This is a genomic window from Pseudanabaena sp. UWO310 (genome assembly GCF_006861605.1).
GTDB lineage: Bacteria > Cyanobacteriota > Cyanobacteriia > Pseudanabaenales > Pseudanabaenaceae > Pseudanabaena.
Map to the genome: position 1 here is coordinate 1 of NZ_SELU01000084.1, position 21436 is coordinate 21436.

The following is a 21436-nucleotide window of genomic DNA, read 5'->3' on the forward strand; positions in this document are numbered from 1 at the left end:
GCCATTCTCCTTTTAATGTAATAAATCAAAAAACTAACATTTCCCGAATTAGCCACTTATTATCTTTTTTCACTAAGTCGTACTCTACGGTGTAGCTCGCATCATCCTTGGAGGCACTGCGATCAAGTTCGCCATTATTAAAATAGTTGCGAGACTCGGAAATTTTGGCTACCACCTTCGCTTTGCTATCGCCATCGGGAACAACTTTATCCACATCGCTAGACTTAGTTTGGTACTGCAAGTAGGAATTACTGGATTTTAGTTCTTTCGCCCGCCCTTTCCAATCGCTCAGGGCGGGGTCAACCAAAATTTCCTCTAGGAGATTGTCTTCATAACCTTTACCAAGAGCCTTAGATTTAGTTGCTTGCCATGTTTCGATGACTTTGGTGGCTGTTTCTTTGTCTAGGGGACCTGGTTGAGCGACTGGGGCAGCATTATTATCTTTGATCGATTGCACTAATGTCGCGATCGGTTTTTCGAGGGTGATGCTCTCTAGGCGGGGTGCGCCACTTAAGGAGCGAATTGCCCAAACTAATAACGAAATAAATCCTGCTAGGAGCGCGATCGCAAGAACGATGACGACGATCAAACGTCCGACATTAAACCTGCTGCGCTTAGGTGGAGCTACGGGGCTTTGTGCTTGCACAGGTCGCTTGATTTCCCGCACGGGTTCATTAACCGTTCTGGCGGAAGTTCGGGGTGGTGGGACATTACCAAGACGACGTGTACTCGATAGATCCTTATTGCCAGTGCCATTGGCACTGTAGGAGGGGCGCTCGATTACAGGCGCTACCGAACGCTGAAAACGATTAGGTGTTTCAGGAGCATAGGTGGAGAGTTTTGGTTCTGGACTGGAAATCGCAGGGTTTGGCTCGAAACTACGTCCGCTACTGGGGACATTTTCTAGAGGAGATAACAATCCTAGGCGATCGCCACCCACGGGGGAAGTCCATTCCGAAGAGAGCGCACCAGTATTGGGCAATTCCTCTAGATAGGCTTGAACCTGTTCATCCGCAAAATAATCTTTGAGCGAGACGATCTGGCTCATTAAGTCGCGGAAATGGGGATATACCTCTTCTTGCATCCAACGTTCGCTATAGAGACAGAGTCCTGGCAAGAGATCGGGCGCACCCTCAGAGTTTTGGCGGATAAAAGCGATTTGTTCCTGCTCGCTACTATTATCGATCGCCGCACTTGCCTCCTCTGTCTGACCGAGCAACAGCGCACAGACGGCTTTTTCTAAATAAATATCTTGCTTGGCGCTGAGTTTGACGAGTAAACCCTTCGCCCGACGGATCAAGGCAGGCTGCCTCTGGGAGAAGCCACGGGCAATTAGGGCATATACGGCGAGATAGGTGGCTACGGTTGAGGGACGACGCGCTTCTTCTTCAAACAATGTTTGCTGCTCGATCGCGGTCATGTAGCTGCGCAATTGCTGGATAAACCGCAAAAAATCATCAATCCCCAAGCTGGAATAGTCGTTCCCCGAACCGTCAATGCCGCGCCTTGCATCCAACATCTCCTGTAAAAGGGACATGCCCTTGCGATGTTCGTTGGTGTGATTGTCAGGAGTTGCTAACAATTCGAGAATGCGATAGGGGCGGAGGCGGAATAAATCGGCTTGGATCTCGCTGCGAATACTTAGAAATAAACCTTCACGCAATAGGATTTCTTGGGCAGCTTCTAGGGAGGAAGCCGCCGCCTCATATTGACCTTGTTTCCAGTATTCACGACCGAGATCTAGGTAAGACAGCGATACGGAGAGCAGTAGATCGGGATCATGGGGGGAAATTCTTGCCGACTGATGCTCGGCTTCTTCAGGATCGTAATAGGGTCTGGCGAGGGATAAGACTTTCTCGGATTCGCCGAGTTCGTACAAAATCAGTAATAGCCCCGCAAAGTCCTTTTCATCGGCTTCAATTTGAGGCGGTAAGGTTAAAGGTCGATCGCTCTCTACTTCGAGGGACTCATTGGCATTTGCGCCTTCAAGGCGATCGCGGTCTATCAGGGTTTCGTAGGCTTTATCGATAATGCGTTTGCGAGAGGCGATCGCGGCATCAGAATATTCGCGCCTCGGCATGGAGAGCAGGCGATCGCGGTGGGCTTGATGGATCTTGTCTAGCCCTGACAGATGTGTCAAACCAAGAATGCGGTAACAGTCTAGGGGAACTCTCACTTTGCTTTTCTACCCAAAACTTCAATTGGAAATGCCGATCTAAATGCCGATAATGCCAACTTGTTTGCCTCTCAAAAAAAAGATGCTCCGTATCTCACGCAATGAAATCATTTAAAAACATTGAATTAAATGTGTTCGCCAAAGCGACTACATTAAACGCCCGAATTATACACTAAGTTCAAGAAATAAAACCAAGAAACCATCAGGGAAAGATGGAAATTCTTAGATGATTTATTGGTTTTAAGCATCAAGGGCGATCGCTTTATCGATGGCTAATTTTTCATTTAGACGAGTTTGATAAGCCTGCAATTCTTTAGTTTTGATGCCACTAATAATACAAAAGCTATCAACATCCATGCCCCTTGCCAGCATTTCAATACACCAAGTATGGCGAGCTTGATCGAGGGTGAGGGGCGAACCATCGAGATTGCGATAGGGCTGTGTCCAACGCTCCCATAGCTGTTCGACCTCTTCTAAGGACAATGGTTGGCGATCGCCACTGAGAAACATTGACTCCGTATCGTGATTCGCCTTGGCATCTTTAAGATCCTTAAGATCCTTTTGAAGATCCTTTTGGCGAATCTTGAGATAGGCGCTGAGAGGATTACTAGTAGCGGAGCCGTAGCGATGACCCAGAATTTTTTGATTGAGTGGTACTAAGCGTCCGTTAATATTGCTCTCCTGAGATGCTTGCGTGCGCAAAAGTCCGTGATTGGCTTGGATTTGATAGTCTTGGAGGCGCAAATTAGTTAAATTTTGGGCAGTCATCCCCGCACCAAATAATAAATAGGCGATCGCATAGTCCCTAGGACTACATTTTTTGGCTTGGAGGATGATATCGCGGACTGTCTCCGCAGGAATATCGATAATAGGTCTGGCTTGGGTGGTAGGGATTACCTCTTGGACAAACATATCCACAAGGGTACTCACAAATTCATCGCGATCGCGCCAAACCGCCTGTACGTCACTGGTTAAGGTGATGACGGCATAACCCAAAATACAGGTGTTTAATAAGTTAGCGAGTTTAATCGGGGGCAGAGAGTATTGCAGCCGTGAATTAACCAACACATCATTGATGGCGGTAGCGATCGTCTGATTGACCTGATTAATACCTTGGGCGAGCGCCTGCCGACTTTCGAGCGGATATTGTCCCGCCTCACCAACAAGCGATCGTACCAATTCAGGCACGCTTTCGAGCGCCCTTAACGAACTTTGAATGTAGTACTTGAGAAATCTCCGTAGATCGCTCTGACTAGAGATATCGGACACCATGAGCGACTCTCCTACTTGAGCCAACACCAGATATTTTTGCAGACATTCTTGCAGTACAGCTAGCAATAAACCATGTTTATTCCCAAAATGCCGAAATAAAGTTACTTCATTGACCTGAGCAAAGTCAGCGATTTGGCGAGTAGTCGTCTCGGTGATTCCCTTACTAGCAAACAACTCTAGCGCTGTGTTCACTATACGTTGACGAGTAGGAATACGAGATACAGACATGAGAGCATGTACCATTAAGATGATTTGCAAGTGATACTTGCATTATTACGGAGATTACAGTTAGACTTAATATATAACTGTAAGTGATACTTGCATCTCCTCACCACCCCTTAAGTTGTTATTTCATGACCGCCACTACTGAAGCCATCTCAACTGAACTGAAACTGAACTGGACGAATGTCGCTTTTTTCAGTGCTTTTCATCTCGCAGCTCTTGCTGCACCCTTTTATTTTTCTTGGCAAGCTGTAATCCTCACCGTGTTTTTACATTGGTTGTTTGGCAGCATTGGCATCACCTTAGGATATCACCGCTTGCTTAGCCATCGGAGCTTTCAAGTACCACAGTGGTTAGAATACATCATTGCCACAATTGGAGCCTTAGCATTACAGGGCGGTCCAGTATTTTGGGTGGGTGGACATCGTCAGCATCACGGGTTTACAGAAGACAATCAAAAGGATCCCTATTCGGCAAATAAAGGTTTTTGGTGGAGCCACATGATGTGGATTATGTACTCCAAGCCAGAACATTTTCAGCGTTCCAATTACTGCAAATTTGCCCCCGATCTGGCTAACGATCCTTACTACAAGTTTTTAGATGTTTATTTTCTGCTGTTGCAAGTGCCCCTTGCAGCCCTGATATACATCATTGGGGAAAAATGCTTCTCTGGGCTTGGCATGTCATTTTTGGTTTATGGCGTAGCCGTGCGCTCCGTGGCTCTTTGGCATAGTACATGGTTGATTAACTCTGCTTGTCATAAGTGGGGTTACAAAAACTTTACGGAGAATCCAGATCACTCTACAAACCTTTGGTGGGCTGCAATTTTAACCTATGGGGAAGGCTGGCATAATAACCACCATGCCTTTCCTAAGTCGGCAAGGTCTGGGCTGAAATGGTGGGAAATCGATCCAACTTGGGGCGTAATCAATCTCTTGCAGTCAGTTGGTTTAGCGAAGAAGGTGTATTTATCAGAACCTTGGCAAGCTAAGTAATACCAAAGCACAAAATGGCGTAGCCATTTTGTGCTTTGAAAACCCTTGCTGGGTTTGGTTTTCAATTCCCAAAAGTGTAGCCACACTTTTGGGAATTGGTATAATACTAAATTCAAAAAATGTAATTCAAAAAATGTAATTCAAAAAATGTAATTCAAAAAATGTAATTCAAGAAATGGCATTGCCATTTCTTGAATCTCCAAACCTTACGGGATTTGTTTTTTAATTGACTGATTTTAATTGACTGAAGTGAGCCAACACTTCAGTCAATTGCTATAACCAGTCAATTGCTAAGTAGCTAGGCATAAGTAAACTGAAAACCTAGAAGAGCGTACCGCCCGCGTAGCGGGCGGTACGCTCTCTGGTTTTGATTTTTAATTATGCTTAACTGCTTATAACAGAGAAAGATCGCTAAATGCCCTTTCTCTGTTTTTAATGTATCTGTTGCGATAGCAATAACAGATACATTGGGACGATCACCAATATGTCAGCCTTATGGGAAATAGGTTAATCAATGCGGGAAAGCAAGCATATGGATCATCGCCACATTCGCTTTAGCGATCGCCAAGAAGAGGTCGATTTAGAACAATTACAAAAACTATTGCGAGTTGGAACATTTTGGGCTACGGAAAGGACTCAAGCGGGGCTAGCGATCGCTCTTGCTAACTCGAAGCCAGTGGTAACTGTATGGGATGGCGATCGGCTGATTGGACATGCAAGAGCCACCAGTGATGGTATTTATCGGGCAACAATTTTTGACGTGGTGATCCATCCCGATTATCGTGGCTCTGGTTTGGGGCGTAAATTGGTGCAGACGGTGTTAGCGCACCCTCATATTTGCAATGTCGAGCGAGTTTATCTGATGACTACCAATCAACAAAAGTTTTACGAACAGATTGGCTTCCAACAAAATTCTTCAACCACATTAGTGTTATTTAATAATGCGCTAGATAACTCCATCGACATTGACCTAGATGGCGATCGACCAATGGCAACTGAACTTAGTCAAGTTACGATGTAAGTCAAGTTACGATGTAAGTCAATTTTAGACTTATAGACAACGGACGAACCTCTCTGTTCTTTCTTATAGATCTAGTGGATCTAGTAGATCCACTAGATCTACTAGATCCACAATAGTATTTGCAAATACCGTCAAGATTTACAAACTATGTAAAGATGTGTATCAAAGCAAAATTAGAAAATGCATGTTAATTTCTTTCTAATTTCTTTATAATCCCATTTATTTTTGGTGGGAGCCAATGACCGAAACCCTATCTCAAAGCCAGAAACGAACAAGGAGCGAGTTTGAACGCCAGTTACACCGCCTAGAACAAGATTCCTTAAGAATGGGAGCACTTGTCGAAAATTCTTTTCTTCTTGCCCATGCCGCACTATTTGAACGCGATCTTGAATCAGCTACCCGTATTGACGCTCAAGATCGCCAAATCGATCAAATCTATCGTCAAATTGAAACTGATTGTATTGAGCTAATTACCCTTCAGTCGCCAGTTGCCCGTGATATCAGATTGCTTAGTGCCGTAATGCAACTTATCCGCGATATCGAACGAATTGGCGACTATGCCGAAAATCTAGGCGAAATAGCGATTAAGCTTTTTCCCTATCCGCCATCTCCTTACCTTGGAGAGTTAGAGGTCATGTCTAACCGCTGTCGCGCTATGCTTGCCATGAGCTTAGAAGCCCTCGCCAACTTAGATGAAAATATTGGCTTACAAATCAAGGCTAAAGATGATGCGGTTGATTATGACTATCAACATATATACAATCTGCTCGCTCACCAAAAATGTTTTGGCGAACAAACAGAGCCTGTAATGTTGATGGTGTTAGCCATTCATCATTTAGAACGCATGGCAGATCATGCTACGAATGTGGGGCTAAGGGTTGCCTATATTGTCACAGGTAAACTTGGTTAATTTAATTAAGTAGTTCGGCATAATTAAAAAACAAAACCCAGAAGAGCATACCGCCCGCTGCGCGGGCGGTATGCTCTTCTGGGTTTTAAGTTTCCCAAAGAATAGGCGTTATAACGTGAATAATTAGGCTTGCGCGGCTTCGCCGCGCAAGCCTAATTATTCACTGGGAAGGGCGTAATTTGATTGATTTGATGTGGTTAAGCTTAAAACTAATTTTAAAAATGAGAATTGCTGCTATAGCAAGGTAATCTAAAGTAAGTGCTTTAGGGCACATCCGAATTTATGTGGGAAAGTTTTAAGGATTGAAATGAAGTCATATTTGGCGGCCGCCGTACAAATGACCAGTATCTCTGATGTAGATAAAAATCTTGCTCAAGCAGAAGATTTGATCCAACTGGCAGTGAATCGAGGAGCAGAACTAGTGTGTCTACCTGAAAACTTTTCGTTTTTGGGAGATGAAATGGAAAAGACCAAACTTTCTACAGAAATTGCAGAAAAGAGCGAAAAGTTTCTAATTACGATCGCCCAACGCTATCAAATTCTCTTGCTAGGTGGTGGCTTTCCCGTACCTGTTGCTAATAGCAGTAATGGTAATCAAGGCAAAATGTACAACACGGCGCTGCTCATCGGTCGTGAAGGTGAAGAACTTGCCCGTTACCGCAAAATGCATTTATTTGATGTCAATCTTCCCGATGGCAATACCTATCAGGAGTCAGCGACGGTACTCGCAGGTACGGAGTCACCCCCTGTATATGTTTCTGAGAAGTATGGCAACTTAGGGCTATCCGTTTGCTATGACGTGAGGTTCCCAGAGCTTTATCGCTACCTATCCAATAATGGGGCAAATGTTTTATTTGTACCTGCCGCCTTTACAGCGTTTACGGGCAAAGATCATTGGCAAGTTTTGCTACAAGCTAGGGCGATCGAAAATACCAGCTACGTGATTGCGCCAGCACAGGTAGGGATGCATACACCTCGCCGTCAGTCCCACGGTCATGCCATGATTGTCGATCCTTGGGGCATTGTCCTCGCTGATGCAGGCGATCGCATTGGTGTCGCGATCGCGGAAATACAGCCTTCTCGCATCGACCAAATTCGTCGCCAGATGCCCTCGCTGCAACATCGAACTTTTTCTTGTTAAGGCAAAAAGTAAAGACGACGCTTCGTGTCGTCTTTACTTTTTAAACGATTTCGATGGATCTGTACTAAAATTGTAAGCAATTGCTTTTGTCTGAATTTTACTAATCGTTTTTTATTGATAGTTAATTGACTAACTTGCTAAGTGGAACCCAGTGGAACCCAGTGGAACCAAAGTCAAACTCAAGGTCAACTTTAAAGTATTTTTAAATATTTTTAAAAAGCACCGCCATCCTTTTCGAGGCGGTATTCCTAAATTTTCCCAACTATTTCTCTGGCACAAGCAGTTATGCAACCTTTTCCAGTGCTTGGTAATACGATCCGTCCGCTTCAACACCGTGACCTAGAGTTCATTCAGCGATTTGCATCGCCTAACGATCTCGAACAGATTGCGGTTAGCGATCTTAGCGGCTGTCGCAGTCGGCAAAAAGTCAGCCTGCATCAACTGGCGAGTTGGCTCCCTGCCCCTGTGCAAACCTTGCTGAAGCCCTATGTGAGAGCCTATGTCTCTGAGTGCAATGGCCTTATTCAGGGGTTCATTCGGGTTTCGCCCTTTAATAACAACAGCAGTACTTGGCAGATCGATCGCGTGGTGGTTTTGCCCGAAGCTCAGAATGGTCAACATAATGTCGGCACGCAACTGATCCGCTATTGCCTAGAATCTTGCTTAGAAGCAAGGACATGGGTATTGCAGGTCGATATTAACCAAAAAGACACGATCGCCCTCTATCGTCAAAATGGATTCCAGCCTCTTGCCCAATTTACTGATTGGGAGATTGGAACCGAAAGTCTGGCGGAACTTGCCCAGCATTGCCCTGATCTGCCCAATTTGATGCCCGTCAGTAATGCTGATGCGAGCTTGCTTTATCAGCTCGATACCGCCGCGATGCCTCCCCATATTCGCCAAGTTTACGATCTCAATGTTGATGATTTTCGAGCCAAGACCCTCGACAAATTGGTGAATCATGGTTCGTTACTGATCAATCATTTGCAAGACGTATCGGGTTATGTCTATGAACCCCAACGCAAAGCAGCGATCGGTTATTTTTATCTGCTGTTGCAGCGTCCGACGGCAAATCAGCCCGAAGAAAAGCTGACTCACCATTGTCAGTTGACGGTACATCCCGCCTACACATGGCTCTACCCCGAACTCACCTCCCAAATTGCACGTATCGTTACCAAACAATCTTCAGAAAACGTCAGTTTGCAACTGTCATCAGCAGATTATCAACCCGAACGCGAGGACTATTTAGAAGAAATCCACGCTCAACGGCAGGGGCATTCATTACTAATGGCGCGATCGGTATGGCACAAAATCCGCGAGACTAAAACCGTTCTCGATGGATTACAGCTTTCGCGGATGTTGTCTGGTTTGCAGCCTACCCAAAAACCGATCCCAGGCAGAATTGAAACCTTGCCCCAGCAGCATCAACATACCGATGAACCGCTATAGCAAGCAGCGATATCTGCTATCTTAAGGGCGATCATTCTTACCGCAGAAATTGCCAAAACTACGACTTTGCGGTAGATTGAACAAAATTTTGGGATTTACTTCAGGGTAAAGCCCCTTAAGAACCATGCTTAATGAATCATGCTTAATGAAGTTATTGTTAACCGATCTAATTTTGGTTCAATTTATACAAAATGCAGATCCACAAGATCGCTAGGATTAGACACTGGACATTTAGGCATTGGATGCACCTTTAAAAACGCTTGACTATGAAAATTCTCAAAATCCAGACATTACGTGGTTCAAATTATTGGAGTATCCAACGGCATCAGCTTGTAGTTGTGCGATTAGATTTAGAGGGTTTTCAAGTACAACGAACTAGTTTTTATCAAAGTTTATGCAAGGTTTTGCCGAGTCTAGCAGGTAAAGATATTGCTCAACGCAACGATATTAGCGATGCCGATTTTCTGGCGGAAATTGTCAAAGATATTGCGATCGCCCTCCAAGGCTATGTCGGCATGAAGGTGGACTTTGGCACGATCAGACCTACCGTCGAACATAATGTCTATCAAGTAGTATTTGAATATCAAACCGAAGGTGCAGGACGCTATGCAGCGCGGGCAGCAGTGAGAATCTGCACCAGCATTTTAGAAACAGGAACCTACGCCACTCAAGAGTTACAAGAAGATCTCAAGGACTTAAGGGATATCCGTCTCGATGGTCAGTTAGGACCTAGTACCGAGTCCATAGTTGCTGAAGCCAAGGCGCAAAAAATTCCTTGGCTAGAGCTGGGCAGTCGAGCCATGATCCAGTTGGGCTATGGCGTACATCAAAGCCGCATTCAAGCAACGCTGTCCAATAAAACGGGCATCTTGGCTGTAGAGTTAGCCTGTGATAAGGAAGGCACTAAGAGCATTTTGAGGGCTTCGGGTGTGCCCGTACCTAGGGGAACGACTATTCGATCGCCTAAATACCTAGAAGATGCGATCGGCGAAGTGGGCGGTTTCCCCATCGTGATTAAGCCACTTAACGGCAATCACGGTCGGGGGATCACTATCGATGTCCGTACGATTAAAGAGGCGATCGCAGCCTTTGACATGGCGCAAGAAGTCTCAGAAGAGGTAATTGTCGAGCGTTTTCACACGGGGCGCGATCATCGCGTACTAGTCATTAATGGCAAATTTGTGGCTGTTGCTGAACGGGTTCCTGCCAATGTCACGGGCGATGGGGTGTCTACAATTTCCCAGTTGATTGAAATTACCAACCAAGATCCGCGTCGTGGCGATGGGCATGACAATGTCCTGACCCGTATCGAAATCGATCGTACCAGTATGGATATTCTGGCGAGACAGGGCTTTACCCTAGATTCTGTACCACCGAAAGGACAGATCTGCTATCTCAAGGCAACCGCAAACCTTAGTACTGGCGGCGTATCTGTAGATCGCACCGATGAGATCCATCCCGAAAACATCTGGTTGGCGGAACGGGTCGCCCGAATTATCGGGCTGGACATTGCGGGGATCGATGTCGTGACGGAAGATATTTCCTTGCCAGTCCGTCAGACCGATGGCGCGATCGTGGAGGTAAACGCGGCTCCAGGATTTCGGATGCATACGGCTCCCAGTATTGGCACTCCCCGCAATGTTGCCGCCCCAGTGATCGATATGCTCTTTCCTGCGGGAGCGCCAACGCGAGTGCCGATCGTCGCGATCACAGGTACTAATGGCAAAACTACTACTACCCGTTTAATTGCCCATATCTTCAAGCAGACAGGCAAAAGAGTAGGTTATACCACCACTGATGGTATTTATATCGGTGAATGTCTCGTCGAAAAGGGTGACACCACAGGTCCCTATAGTGCTCAAGTGATCCTGCGCGATCCCACGGTGGAAGTCGCAATTTTAGAAACCGCAAGGGGTGGAATCCTGCGATCGGGTTTAGGTTTTGACGGTTGTGATGTCGGGGTTGTGATGAATGTTGCCGCCGATCACTTAGGTATTGGCGACATTGATACGATTGAGGATTTGGCAAGACTCAAGAGTGTCGTGGTCAAAACGGCTCTCCCCTCAGGTTATGCGGTATTGAATGCCGACGATCCCTTGGTTGTTGCCATGGCGGAGGAAGTTGAGGCAAAGGTGGCTTACTTCAGTATGGATGCTGAGAATCCATTGATTAAGTCCCATATTGCCCAAGGTGGGCTTGCCGCAGTTTATGAAAATGGCTTTTTAACAATTTTGAAAGGGGATTGGAAGCTCCGTATCGAAGAAGCCGTAAACGTGCCCCTAACCCTCGGTGGACGGGCTGCTTTTAATATCCAAAACTCCCTCGCCGCTAGTTTAGCGGCCTTTGCCCAAGATGTAGAAATCGAGCAGATTCGTCAAGGCTTAGCCACCTTTGTCGCCTCCAGTGCCCAGACTCCAGGGCGGATGAACTTGTTTGATTTGGGTAAATATCATGCGCTGGTAGACTATGCCCATAATCCTGCGGGATTTAAGGCGATCGCTGATTTTATCCAGAAATGGAATGGCGAAGCGATCGGGGTGATTGGCGCACCAGGCGATCGGCGTGATGAGGACATTATCGAGTTAGGGCAACTAGCGGCTAGCATGTTTCAGCGGATCTTCATTAAGGAAGATAAAGACTTACGGGGACGTGCACCTCGAGCTGTGGCCGAACTGCTGCGTCAAGGAGTAGAAGAGGTGAATCGCAATATTCCCTGTATTACAATTCTTGATGAAGCGGAAGCCCTTGCTGCTGCCTTGGATAGCGCACCTCAAAGCAGTTTAGTTGTAGTATTCCCTGACAAAGTGGATCTCGCTATTGGTATTATTGAATCGCGAAAATCTAAATTGCCATAGTATGGCACTGGTCAGCTAATGGGGGTGGATTCTGAAATGCCCATTTCATGCCAACAAAAAAGGCGCAAATATGTCGATCACGCTTTAGCTGACCAATGTCCTATGCTACGAACTCAATATTACTTTAGCTAGCTGATTGCAATTTTTCCACATTACTACCGATCTATCTTTATAGACTTTCGCAATGAAAGGTGAAGCATTATTGAGCGCAAATTTTTCGAGCTTATTTACAATATCTGAGAAAAGCACTGCAACTTCTTGACTGGGCAAGTTCCCTGACCACAGAATAAATACACTTGCCTTTGCCCTAGCGATCGCCATGATCTCTAGGGGATTACGACCGATTCTGGCATCTTTAGTTAAAATTATCCAACCCCTTTGACTAACCATTGGTAGCCATTCTGTGTCTAATGTGTCGGGTGCAAAATGATCGCTGTGTCTTTCGATGATTGCACCATTTTCTTTCATGGCTTGCAGCAACCGTTTTGACTCTAGTGCCCGATCAACAAAGAAAACAACTTGCCTTGATTGAGTCATGCCGCAGAATAGGAGGTTTCAAACCAAATTGCTGCACAGACTTGGGATTGGGTGCAGTTATAATCATCGGCGATCGCTTCAATTTCATCTCCTGCATTGTATAGGTCGGCAATTATGTCTGTAGGGATACCAGTACCTGCGATCGTTGGTCTGCCAAAGGATATGCGGGGATCGATATAGAGTAATTTGCCAACCTCTTCACCCCTAGGAGAATGGATGATCGGAAATAGACGTGTCGCCAAACCATGTTCATCCCATTCGATACGGGTCAGCAAATGTTTTAAGACATCTTTCATGGCTAATTGCCCAGCCCGTGAAACGTTGACAAGATGTTCTATAGTTTCAACAAATAGATCTAAGCCATCAGTTTGAAACTCAATCTGAGCAAGAGGATGAGGTGTACTAAATTCTTTGCTGATATAGTCTAAAGCTGTGCGGACTTTATCTAATCGAATATTGTGATCTTGACGGATCACACGTAAAACATGGGCTTCAATTAGGTTTGTGAAGGATAGCTGAGAAAAGTCTTTGTTGGGACGCTGAATTAGGGGCTGAGAAAATTGTTGTCCATTTTTAGTCATGTAGTTACGACCACGAAGCCAAGCTTGCATCGTCCCTAATGGAATACGCAAATATCGAGATGCATTGACTACTGGATACAGTGGAGTATTTTGGATATTGGTATCAGCTAATCCCATTGATTGGCAAGTTTGCTTGGTGATTAAAGTATTTCTTTTAATGTTAGCAGACAAATATATTACAATTCTTGACGAAGCGGAAGCCCTTGCTGCTGCCTTGGATAGCGCACCTCAAAGCAGTTTAGTTGTAGTATTCCCTGACAAAGTGGATCTCGCTATTGGTATTATTGAATCGCGAAAGTCCAAAATGTCCTCGTAAAGTCCGCCTATGCCGCGTGTAATTTGCCTTGGCGAAGTCTTAATCGATCAAATATCTGAAGATATCGGCTTGCCCTTTGAGCAAGTTAACTCTTGGAAACCATATTTTGGGGGAGCGCCAGCTAATGTTGCTTGTGGTCTAGCCAAACTGGGAACGCCCGTGAGTTTAATTAGCTGCATTGGTCAAGATGCCGCAGGCACTAACCTACTTAAGCAGTTAGGAGCCGCAGGGGTTGAAACTTCAGGCGTGCAGGTACATCCCGAGTCTACTACTCGTGAAGTATATGTAACCCGCGATCGCTTTGGCGATCGCAGTTTTGCCCAATTTAACGGGGATGCCCAAACGGTATTTGCCGACACTTTAATGTCGGCGGAACATTTACCTGAGTATCTGTTTGCCGATGCGAAATTTTTAGTATTGGGAACCTTGGGGTTAGCTAGTCCCCAGACATCAAGGGCGATTGGTCGAGCGCTAAAACTCGCCGAACAGTACTTTGTGAAAGTTGTCGTTGATGTCAATTGGCGCACGATGTTCTGGAGACACCCCGAACAGATAACGAAGCTATTACCTGTTTTGCTAAAGTACACCGATTTTCTGAAAATGACTGAGGATGAGGCAAAGCTTCTATTTCGGTTAACTAGCCCAGCGGCGATCGCTCAAGCCTATAGTCATCTAGAAGGCATTGTGATCACCAATGGCGCACACGACTGTCGCTATTATCTAGGCGAAAAACAAGGTAAACATGCTGTTTATCCCGTACATTCGATCGATACAACTGGGGCGGGGGATGCTTTCTTAGCAGCATTCATTCATAAAATTTATCACCGTCCGATCACGCAACTGCTCGATCCTCAGTTTGCTCACGAAGTCATTAGTTATGCTTCAGCCGCAGGTGCTTTGGCGACCTTGGCGGTAGGCGCGATCGCTGGGCAACCCAGCGATCGCCAAATTCGCGAATTCCTAGCCATGCGCGAAACAAAGCATTAAACAAATCCTAGAATGGGAATGGGGTAATTAATTAAAACCTTAGAAAAATTATGCACTCTTTATCTTTGCCCACATGGGTCATTCATATTTCCAGTGTGCTTGAGTGGACTCTAGCAATCTGGCTCATTTGGCAATATGACAAACAAAATCCCGATCGCGGTTGGCGAGGATTAGCATGGGCAATGTTTCCCGCACTGGTGAGCGCTATGTGCGCGGTGACTTGGCACTTTTTCGACAATGCGGACTCGCTAGAATGGCTGGTAACCGTTCAGGCTGCTATGACCTTAATTGGTAATAGTACTTTGGCGATCGCAGCCTTCTTCATCTGGAAAATCACAAGGGCGAAACCACAAATATAAGTTAATGGAATTATGTCTAAAGAATCCCTTTTTGGATTATCCTTGTTTCCTTACCTTGCTTTTCTCTGGTTTGCCACCAAATCGGGGCAATTTCCCAAGCTAGGGCTATGGGGGTTTTATGGCACATTAGTATTTGTGGCAATCACAATTCCCGCAGGAATTTATGCCCAAAGTCAATATCACGACATGCTGGCTAATGTGGATTGGCTGCATGGCAGTGCTGAGTCTTTTTTGACAATGACTAATATTTTGTTAGTTTTAGGCTTTAAAAATGCCCTCAAGCCTAAAATTTAGAGGCATCAACATGGATCGTAATCCATACTGGGTTTGTTTTCTAATCCACTGAAGTGTTGGCGCACTTCAGTGAATTGGTATTACTTGAGAATATAATAAAAAATTATGTAGGCTATCGAAAAGCTGCTAAGAAGAGGAATTTATGAACAGACATTATCAATATATTTCTCAGTTTTCTCTAATTGCCATAATGACTATCGCCAGTAGCGCGATCGCCCCAGCATTTGCTCAATCAGCCCAACCCCGTCAAGGAGATGCCGATCGCTTGCGTCCCGCTCAAGGTCGCCCCATTTCACCGACCAATACTGATCAGTTTTCCATAGATCGCAGCACCCAAAATTCTAACCTCAAGATTCAAAATGTTAATCTTGACGTTGAAACTGTCCAGCCCGTCCTGCCTGGAAATTACAATACTTCACCCCAAAAAGTGAATCGAACTGGAGCCTTTAGCAGCGACCCTCTCAACGCCGTCCAAATTTTTCAAGAATCGGGATCTACCCGTCGCGAGAAGCAGTAATCGGTGACTCGCTCCCTTTAACTTTCAATCAGTAAATCTCCTGTCGCCAAGCCACAGGCTCTCTGAATTGGTAGAGCAGCCGCTAGATCAAAAGCTGCCTGTCGAGCGATCGCCCCATCGATCGTTGTCGTTATGACTACGTCCAATCCAGCCTGAAATGCGAGCGTGGCTGCGTGCTTGGCGGTAATGATCCCACCCAGAGCCATGGGCTTGAGAATGATAATATCCGCCGCCTGAGCCTCAATTACTCTCTGCAATTGAGCGAGATTGTTTACAGATTCATCGGCAGCAATAGGAATAGATTGCGATCGCCGCACTTCAGCCATGCCCCCTAGATCGGAAGCTAATACAGGTTGCTCGACATATTCAAGATTGAGAAATGCGAGTCTTTCTAAATTTGCGATCGCTGCGGCTACAGACCATCCTTGGTTGGCATCAACTCGAATTTGGATCTCATTTCTCCCTTGAGAACGGACTGCCCAAACTCTTTGCAAATCCGCCTCAAAATCCTCAGTCCCTACTTTGATCTTGAGACATGGATAGCCTCGATCGATATATTCCTTTGCCTTCATAGCCGCTCTTTCGGGAGAAATCGCGCCAATTACAGCATTAATTGGAACGAAATCTCGAATTTCTCCTGAGATAGAATTGGCAAGGATTTGGGAAACAGATAGACCTTGCGCTTGAGATAGTAAATGGAGTAATGCTAGTTCCAGACCATGTTTAGCCGCAGGACTGCGATCGTACTTAATCAATGCGTTCTCAATATCATTTAAATTCCGAATTTCGGTATTAATCAGCGATCGCCCAGATTCTTTTAAGACAAACTCTGTTTCGACTAGCGATTCCATCCCAAAACCATCAAGGGGAGCCGCTTCTCCCAACCCAGTCCGAAGCGCATTATCACCGATCTCAACGATCCATCCTTCCCTATAGTAGAGCGTCTCTCTAGCCGTCCGCCAAGGTTCTCGAAAAGCAAACCGATAAGGATAAAATTGAATTGATTTAATTAAAAAAGTCACAGAGAAAGTAAGGTAAAGTAAGTTAAAAAGTAAGTTAAAAGTTATAAAAAGTTATAAGGATTGAAGTTGATTGTCACAAAAAGTTTTTTATAGATTATAGTCATAAGCAGTTAAGCATAATTAAAAAAAACAGAGAGCATACCGCCCGCTACGCGGGCGGTACGCTCTTCTAGGTTTTAAGTTTATTTATGCTTAGCTACTTATCACAAGTTAATTTGAGGGGCTTTCAATGTTTATCAAACAAGGTCTTTTGGTCTCTGCAAGTCTATTTGCCTTCAGTTTAGTGGCAAATGTCGCTTCTGCTTCAGCCGAACAATGGTATTTCTACGTTAAGAACAATAGCAACTCTACCATCAAGAATTTATTAGTAGCGGAGCCGAGTAAAAGCTGGGGAAGATTTGATATTGGTTCGGGAATCGTTCCAGGTGATAATGTCAAAATGGTTTGGGATGGTTCCACGAACAATCAAGCATGTAGTCAGTGGATTAAAGCTCAATTTGCTGATGGGAGTGAAAGTGAGCCATCACTGATTGACTTCTGTAAAAATCTAGATGATCCCATTGTATTCCGTTAATTTAGACTACGTTCTCTTTATTATCAGGGACGTTTTACACAAAGTCGTGGAACGTCCCATGTTAGGACATCAAACCCAATAGAGAGAGTTGCGGCGCAAAGCGCCGCAACTCTCTCTATTGGGTTTGATTTGCATATAGCCATGTAATGCAATTGAGGGACTTTACTAGGATTTTATAAAAATGTAGCCAATCATAGGATTATCTGCTAATAATATATTGGTAGCTTTAAATACAGAATTTAAATTCAAACTGTGAATCTAAAATAATGATTGGTCAACGTTGTCGAGCAATTGCCGTATTTTCCAATTTTGAGGCGGCAGGACAGGCTTTATATTCCCTAGTTATTGCTGGTTTTCCCCTTGCGAACATTTTTTTGGTTGGTCGCGATATGACAGCCTGCATAGAAAACGGTCAAATGGTGACCGTAAAACAAACGATTGCGGAGAAACAGGTGGGAACGATTTCAGGAACGGGATTGGGATTAAAAAAGGGGTGGTTAATCGGTAATGGGTTAGGCGGAGCTGTTGGTTTAGGGTTGGGGTTGGGGATTTTAGCCTTACCAGCAGTAGGACAGATTGCCCTAGCCAATGCCGTTATTTTCACAATGATCAGTAGTGGCATTTTTACTGCGGCAGGGGGATTGGTTGGCGCTTTAATCGGTCTAGGGATAACCGAAAAGCAGGCTCATACCTATAACCAACTAATCGCTCAAGGGGATTACTTAATCGTGATGAATGGTTCCGATCGCGAAATCAAACTTGCTGAACAGATGCTCGCCACCCAAGAAATTCGTAAATAGATGTCTTGACTTGTCCTATCAAGACTCTATGATAGGGCTATCCTCAAGAAACCCAGCAAATGCCAATGCCCAAGCAGGATAAGAAAAAAACGATTCTAACGGCTGCATATCTGTTGGAAAAGTACCTAGCAGGAGAAAGAAGCTTTGAGTCGGTAAATCTTTGTGATATCAACCTCCAAAATGCTCAACTGGCTGGCATTAATTTAAAACAAGCGAATCTGTTTAGAGCGAATCTCCAAAATGCAGTATTAGCGATCGCCAATTTAAGTTGTACTGACCTAGTGCGAGCCAACCTCAGATCGGCTCGTTTAGATCGTTCTAACCTAGTTAGAGCCAATCTCTATGAAGCCGATCTGAGCGACGCTAGTCTTGTCAATATCAACCTGTCGAATGCAATTTGTGCATCTGCCAATTTGAGCCATGTCGATCTGAGTCAATCAAATTTAAGCTCAACCAACTTGAGCCTTGCCAACCTAGAGCGAGCCGATCTGACCCAAGCCAATCTTAGCGCCGCAATTCTCGTAAAAGCATCCCTAAAACAAATCATTTTAAATCGCGCTAACCTAACCGAGGCAGACCTTCGCGAAGCTGATTTGTCAGGAGCTCAATTGTATTTAGCGGTTTTAAGTAAAGCCAATCTTGCCAAGTCTAATCTATCCCTAGCAAATTTAGATTCTGCTAATTTACTTGAAGCAAAACTGGAAGGCTCCTTATTTTGCGAGGCTAATCTAGAGAATGCCAATCTAAGCCAGTCTTTCTTAATGGGAGCGAATTTGACAAAGGCAAATCTCCGCAAAGCTAACCTGAGCAAAGCCAATCTGACCTCAGCAATTTTAAGTCAAGCCAATCTCCTCGGTGCTAATCTCGCGGGGGCAAGTTTAGCGGGGGCAAATTTGGCTGAGTCTGATTGTTTCGGAGCGAACTTACAGGGAACTAACTTAAGCCAAGCCAATGTAGAAGCTGTCGATTTGCGAGAATCAGATCTGGCTAAAGCCAATTTAGCGGGAGCCAATTTAGCGGGAGCAAATCTTTTTGGTGCGGAGTTATTGGATGCAAATTTGGCGGGCGCAAATTTAGCAGGCGCAAACCTATATAGGACAAAACTCGCTGGAGCCAATCTTAGGGGAGCCTACTACGACGATCGCACAGAATTTAGCGCGAAATTTGATCCCAAAAAGCAAGGGATGATTAAGCGCTAGTTATTCCATGTTTGCAAGACATCGGAGATGCTATGGGCAATCAAGCGATAGCTTTCGGGAGCATAGCCACCACTAAGTACCATCACCAAAGGAATACCCAAGTTGATAACTGTTTGAAAAACAAAGCGATCGCGTTCTAAAACCCCTTCTTCTGAAACTTTTAAGCCACCAAGGAGATCGCGCTCGTAAATATCGGTTCCCGCATTATAAAAAACAATTTTCGGGAGATGTGCCTCCTGCAAAAAAGCAGGCAATCGATCTTTTAGCAATCCCAGATAGCGATCGTCCTTCGTCCCTGATAACAGGGGTATAGCGCAATCCACACGCTCCTTTGCATAGGTATCGTTAGGATAGATTTGCTGGTTGTACATATCCAGAATATGGATACTGGGATCTTCATAAAAGACTCTCGCTAAGCCATTCCCCTGATGGGCATCGAGATCAACGATCGCCACCCGATCCTCGGCATTAATCTTTTGCGATTGCCGCAATAAGGAAATGGCAATGGCAATATCAGAGTAAATACAAAAGCCTTCGCCACGCTCTGTACTGGCATGGTGATATCCACCAGAAAGATTAATCGCCACACCAAACTCCAGAGCTGCTTCAGATGCCATAACAGTTCCCATAGTCGCCAACCGCATGGGTTTTAATACTCGACTATCGAGGATACTAATCGGCAGAAATCCCAAAGAATCTAATTCTAGAGATTTAGCCACAAAATGCGATCGCTGCAAATTCTTGAGATAGTCAGTTGTATGGACTAATTGCAATATTTCTGCGGTCGCTGGAGCCAATGGAGCTAGACTATTAGCAATTAAGCGATCGCCAAAGCGATCGGCTAAAACGCGCCAAGCACGACTATATTTACAACTATCAAAGGGATGTAACTTCTCAAGTCCGAGAAATTTAATGTCGTAGCCTTGGGAATAGACCACTTTAGGACGAATTATGATTGAATTGCTAGTTTCTATCATCCCTCTTTCCTTTTCAGTTCTTTAGCATATTGCAAAATATTGCTCGGTTGCCAAGCCTCGACTCTCCCCATCGGAATTCCCATCCCCACATAGTCATCTACCTCCGCCAGAGGTCGAAAAGAGGGTTGCAATCCCGAACCGAGATAGAGAGCATTAGCAATGATGGTAGAACAGTTAAACTCAGTTAACTCGTAAGATAGTCCGCTTGCCTGCACCTTTTCCCAATACTTCTGAATCGCTGACTCATTCAGCTTATACAGTTCTACTACCAAAGGCTCGAACTCCTCCGCAGCGCAATCAGCAGAATAGTCGCGATAGAACGGGCGGCGCTTCACATTCATCGTGAAACTTCGGATAATGCTGCGGACAAATCCTTTTCTGCCCTGTCCAGGCCAAAAGCTGATGTAGGTTTCATTTCCAACTTGCATAGAGGAATGTCCAACTCTTCCTCCCTTAGGAAGCCAAATATAAACCTTGGTACTCATAAAAACAGACTTTGAACTATCTATACTAAACGGAACCAAAATAGCTAAACATAAATAAACTTAAAACCTAGAAGAGCGTAACGTCTGCGTAGACATTACACTCTCTGGTTTTGGTTTTTAATCATGCTGAATTAATTACTAGGTAAGCATTGGTACTTAGTACCACCGATGCTTATCTGCAAATCTTAAAGGTTTATCCAAGATAATTTCCGACACATCTAATACTTTTACAGATATAAAAGAGATGTAATAATCCCAACAGCACGGTTTCTCTTACAAGTCTTAAACTGATTTTGATGAATTATCTGACAGGATTAATTTTTATTGCTGCTGCTTTACTGGAAGTAGGTGGAGATGCCTTAGTTCGCAAGGGGCTCGTCAGCAGCAATATTGCCCTAGTTATAGCAGGCTTTCTTACTCTTGGCTGCTATGGACTAATGGTCAACCTCGTTCAATGGGATTTCTCAAAGTTATTAGGTGTCTATGTTGCGGTCTTTGCAGTAATTAGTGTCCTATGGGGATTTCTGATCTTCAAAGAGAGTATTCCCAATTCCACTTGGATAGGATTAGCAGCGATCGTAGCTGGCGGTGTAATTATTCAATCTGGAGTTAAATAAAGTCTTACTTTTCCCGTTAAGTATGAATTTGGGCAAGAAGCCAGCCTTGGCAAAGTTCACGTAAATTAGACCAACCACGCCAGAGAACTTGAATACCAATGGGAGATTTGCGACGATGCTCAAGATACCC

At 44.8% G+C, this 21436-nt stretch carries 22 protein-coding genes; 15 read left to right on the top strand and 7 right to left on the bottom strand.

Annotated features, from left to right (window positions below; all coding sequences use genetic code 11):
- Positions 1-25: 25 nt before the first annotated feature.
- Positions 26-2176 (bottom strand): ARC6/PARC6 family protein, encoded by a 2151-nt coding sequence (locus tag PseudUWO310_RS20720; RefSeq protein WP_143122355.1) that lies wholly within the window; start codon positions 2174-2176, stop codon positions 26-28.
- 240 nt (positions 2177-2416) lie between these two features.
- The gene (locus PseudUWO310_RS20725; protein WP_223805787.1) at positions 2417-3676 is read right to left on the bottom strand and encodes a TetR family transcriptional regulator; all 1260 of its coding nucleotides are present in this window, start codon (positions 3674-3676) and stop codon (positions 2417-2419) included.
- A 125-nt stretch (positions 3677-3801) separates the two neighbouring features.
- Between PseudUWO310_RS20725 and PseudUWO310_RS20730 the strand changes: the two genes are divergently transcribed.
- The 6 genes from PseudUWO310_RS20730 to cphA all read left to right on the top strand — a co-directional run bounded on the left by PseudUWO310_RS20730 (position 3802) and on the right by cphA (position 12041).
- On the top strand, positions 3802-4665 hold the full coding sequence (locus PseudUWO310_RS20730; RefSeq protein WP_143122357.1) for an acyl-CoA desaturase: 864 nt from the start codon (positions 3802-3804) through the stop codon (positions 4663-4665).
- Between the two features lie 532 nt (positions 4666-5197).
- Positions 5198-5686 carry a GNAT family N-acetyltransferase gene (locus PseudUWO310_RS20735; RefSeq protein ID WP_143122358.1) on the top strand — a complete coding sequence of 163 codons (489 nt, stop codon included), beginning with the start codon at positions 5198-5200 and terminating at the stop codon, positions 5684-5686.
- A 238-nt stretch (positions 5687-5924) separates the two neighbouring features.
- Positions 5925-6596: a phosphate signaling complex protein PhoU gene (gene phoU, locus PseudUWO310_RS20740; RefSeq protein ID WP_009625976.1), complete on the top strand. Its 672-nt coding sequence runs from the start codon at positions 5925-5927 to the stop codon at positions 6594-6596.
- A gap of 307 nt (positions 6597-6903) precedes the next feature.
- Positions 6904-7737, top strand: coding sequence for a carbon-nitrogen hydrolase family protein (locus tag PseudUWO310_RS20745; RefSeq protein WP_009625975.1), 834 nt, complete (start codon positions 6904-6906; stop codon positions 7735-7737).
- 285 nt (positions 7738-8022) lie between these two features.
- Positions 8023-9186 (top strand): GNAT family N-acetyltransferase, encoded by a 1164-nt coding sequence (locus tag PseudUWO310_RS20750; RefSeq protein ID WP_009625974.1) that lies wholly within the window; start codon positions 8023-8025, stop codon positions 9184-9186.
- Positions 9187-9452: 266 nt separating this feature from the next.
- Entirely contained in the window at positions 9453-12041 is a 2589-nt protein-coding gene (gene cphA / locus PseudUWO310_RS20755) for a cyanophycin synthetase (RefSeq protein ID WP_143122359.1), read from the top strand.
- Between the two features lie 105 nt (positions 12042-12146).
- Here the strand turns inward: cphA and PseudUWO310_RS20760 are convergent, their stop codons facing one another.
- Both PseudUWO310_RS20760 and PseudUWO310_RS20765 read right to left on the bottom strand, forming a co-directional pair.
- Complete coding sequence (locus PseudUWO310_RS20760; protein ID WP_143122360.1) at positions 12147-12578, bottom strand: hypothetical protein; 432 nt, start codon at positions 12576-12578, stop codon at positions 12147-12149.
- Positions 12575-13276: a DUF433 domain-containing protein gene (locus PseudUWO310_RS20765; protein WP_143122361.1), complete on the bottom strand. Its 702-nt coding sequence runs from the start codon at positions 13274-13276 to the stop codon at positions 12575-12577. The genes PseudUWO310_RS20760 and PseudUWO310_RS20765 overlap by 4 nt, the downstream gene beginning before the upstream one ends.
- Positions 13277-13316: 40 nt before the next feature.
- Between PseudUWO310_RS20765 and PseudUWO310_RS23430 the strand changes: the two genes are divergently transcribed.
- From PseudUWO310_RS23430 to PseudUWO310_RS20785, 5 genes are all read left to right on the top strand, one after another.
- On the top strand, positions 13317-13475 hold the full coding sequence (locus tag PseudUWO310_RS23430) for a hypothetical protein (RefSeq protein ID WP_223805788.1): 159 nt from the start codon (positions 13317-13319) through the stop codon (positions 13473-13475).
- A 9-nt stretch (positions 13476-13484) separates the two neighbouring features.
- Positions 13485-14462, top strand: coding sequence for a carbohydrate kinase family protein (locus tag PseudUWO310_RS20770; RefSeq protein ID WP_143122362.1), 978 nt, complete (start codon positions 13485-13487; stop codon positions 14460-14462).
- A 50-nt stretch (positions 14463-14512) separates the two neighbouring features.
- Positions 14513-14821 carry a DUF2499 domain-containing protein gene (locus tag PseudUWO310_RS20775; protein WP_143122363.1) on the top strand — a complete coding sequence of 103 codons (309 nt, stop codon included), beginning with the start codon at positions 14513-14515 and terminating at the stop codon, positions 14819-14821.
- Between the two features lie 12 nt (positions 14822-14833).
- Positions 14834-15115 carry a DUF3593 domain-containing protein gene (locus tag PseudUWO310_RS20780; protein ID WP_055074330.1) on the top strand — a complete coding sequence of 94 codons (282 nt, stop codon included), beginning with the start codon at positions 14834-14836 and terminating at the stop codon, positions 15113-15115.
- Between the two features lie 142 nt (positions 15116-15257).
- Entirely contained in the window at positions 15258-15632 is a 375-nt protein-coding gene (locus PseudUWO310_RS20785) for a hypothetical protein (RefSeq protein ID WP_009625959.1), read from the top strand.
- Positions 15633-15649: 17 nt separating this feature from the next.
- Here the strand turns inward: PseudUWO310_RS20785 and menC are convergent, their stop codons facing one another.
- A complete protein-coding gene (gene menC / locus PseudUWO310_RS20790; protein WP_190316101.1) occupies positions 15650-16654 on the bottom strand; it encodes an o-succinylbenzoate synthase in 1005 nt (334 codons plus the stop codon).
- A 229-nt stretch (positions 16655-16883) separates the two neighbouring features.
- Here menC and PseudUWO310_RS20795 point away from each other — a divergent pair, with 229 nt between their 5' ends.
- The 3 genes from PseudUWO310_RS20795 (at position 16884) to PseudUWO310_RS20805 (ending at position 19227) form a co-directional block, all read left to right on the top strand.
- Complete coding sequence (locus PseudUWO310_RS20795; RefSeq protein ID WP_143122365.1) at positions 16884-17228, top strand: hypothetical protein; 345 nt, start codon at positions 16884-16886, stop codon at positions 17226-17228.
- 266 nt (positions 17229-17494) lie between these two features.
- The gene (locus tag PseudUWO310_RS20800) at positions 17495-18028 is read left to right on the top strand and encodes a signal transduction histidine kinase (STHK), LytS (RefSeq protein WP_143122366.1); all 534 of its coding nucleotides are present in this window, start codon (positions 17495-17497) and stop codon (positions 18026-18028) included.
- A 59-nt stretch (positions 18029-18087) separates the two neighbouring features.
- Complete coding sequence (locus PseudUWO310_RS20805; RefSeq protein ID WP_143122367.1) at positions 18088-19227, top strand: pentapeptide repeat-containing protein; 1140 nt, start codon at positions 18088-18090, stop codon at positions 19225-19227.
- On the opposite strand, the gene PseudUWO310_RS20810 is transcribed toward PseudUWO310_RS20805, so the two are convergent.
- Positions 19224-20204, bottom strand: a complete 981-nt coding sequence (locus PseudUWO310_RS20810; protein WP_143122368.1) for a histone deacetylase — start codon at positions 20202-20204, stop codon at positions 19224-19226. The two genes, PseudUWO310_RS20805 and PseudUWO310_RS20810, sit on opposite strands and share 4 nt — an antisense overlap.
- Entirely contained in the window at positions 20201-20689 is a 489-nt protein-coding gene (locus tag PseudUWO310_RS20815) for a hypothetical protein (protein ID WP_143122369.1), read from the bottom strand. The genes PseudUWO310_RS20810 and PseudUWO310_RS20815 overlap by 4 nt, the downstream gene beginning before the upstream one ends.
- Positions 20690-20985: 296 nt before the next feature.
- Here PseudUWO310_RS20815 and PseudUWO310_RS20820 point away from each other — a divergent pair, with 296 nt between their 5' ends.
- Positions 20986-21306 (top strand): hypothetical protein, encoded by a 321-nt coding sequence (locus PseudUWO310_RS20820; RefSeq protein ID WP_055073794.1) that lies wholly within the window; start codon positions 20986-20988, stop codon positions 21304-21306.
- Positions 21307-21436: the final 130 nt, after the last annotated feature.

Excerpts from the sequence above, each read along its gene's own strand:
- PseudUWO310_RS20725 (WP_223805787.1), bottom strand. The coding sequence starts at position 3,676 with ATGTCTGTATCTCGTATTCCTACTCGTCAACGTATAGTGAACACAGCG.
- PseudUWO310_RS20730 (WP_143122357.1), top strand. The coding sequence starts at position 3,802 with ATGACCGCCACTACTGAAGCCATCTCAACTGAACTGAAACTGAACTGG.
- PseudUWO310_RS20735 (WP_143122358.1), top strand. The coding sequence starts at position 5,198 with ATGGATCATCGCCACATTCGCTTTAGCGATCGCCAAGAAGAGGTCGAT.
- phoU (WP_009625976.1), top strand. The coding sequence starts at position 5,925 with ATGACCGAAACCCTATCTCAAAGCCAGAAACGAACAAGGAGCGAGTTT.
- PseudUWO310_RS20745 (WP_009625975.1), top strand. The coding sequence starts at position 6,904 with ATGAAGTCATATTTGGCGGCCGCCGTACAAATGACCAGTATCTCTGAT.
- PseudUWO310_RS20750 (WP_009625974.1), top strand. The coding sequence starts at position 8,023 with ATGCAACCTTTTCCAGTGCTTGGTAATACGATCCGTCCGCTTCAACAC.
- cphA (WP_143122359.1), top strand. The coding sequence starts at position 9,453 with ATGAAAATTCTCAAAATCCAGACATTACGTGGTTCAAATTATTGGAGT.
- PseudUWO310_RS20760 (WP_143122360.1), bottom strand. The coding sequence starts at position 12,578 with ATGACTCAATCAAGGCAAGTTGTTTTCTTTGTTGATCGGGCACTAGAG.
- PseudUWO310_RS20765 (WP_143122361.1), bottom strand. The coding sequence starts at position 13,276 with ATGGGATTAGCTGATACCAATATCCAAAATACTCCACTGTATCCAGTA.
- PseudUWO310_RS23430 (WP_223805788.1), top strand. The coding sequence starts at position 13,317 with ATGTTAGCAGACAAATATATTACAATTCTTGACGAAGCGGAAGCCCTT.
- PseudUWO310_RS20770 (WP_143122362.1), top strand. The coding sequence starts at position 13,485 with ATGCCGCGTGTAATTTGCCTTGGCGAAGTCTTAATCGATCAAATATCT.
- PseudUWO310_RS20775 (WP_143122363.1), top strand. The coding sequence starts at position 14,513 with ATGCACTCTTTATCTTTGCCCACATGGGTCATTCATATTTCCAGTGTG.
- PseudUWO310_RS20780 (WP_055074330.1), top strand. The coding sequence starts at position 14,834 with ATGTCTAAAGAATCCCTTTTTGGATTATCCTTGTTTCCTTACCTTGCT.
- PseudUWO310_RS20785 (WP_009625959.1), top strand. The coding sequence starts at position 15,258 with ATGAACAGACATTATCAATATATTTCTCAGTTTTCTCTAATTGCCATA.
- PseudUWO310_RS20795 (WP_143122365.1), top strand. The coding sequence starts at position 16,884 with ATGTTTATCAAACAAGGTCTTTTGGTCTCTGCAAGTCTATTTGCCTTC.
- PseudUWO310_RS20800 (WP_143122366.1), top strand. The coding sequence starts at position 17,495 with ATGATTGGTCAACGTTGTCGAGCAATTGCCGTATTTTCCAATTTTGAG.
- PseudUWO310_RS20805 (WP_143122367.1), top strand. The coding sequence starts at position 18,088 with ATGCCAATGCCCAAGCAGGATAAGAAAAAAACGATTCTAACGGCTGCA.
- PseudUWO310_RS20810 (WP_143122368.1), bottom strand. The coding sequence starts at position 20,204 with ATGATAGAAACTAGCAATTCAATCATAATTCGTCCTAAAGTGGTCTAT.
- PseudUWO310_RS20815 (WP_143122369.1), bottom strand. The coding sequence starts at position 20,689 with ATGAGTACCAAGGTTTATATTTGGCTTCCTAAGGGAGGAAGAGTTGGA.
- PseudUWO310_RS20820 (WP_055073794.1), top strand. The coding sequence starts at position 20,986 with ATGAATTATCTGACAGGATTAATTTTTATTGCTGCTGCTTTACTGGAA.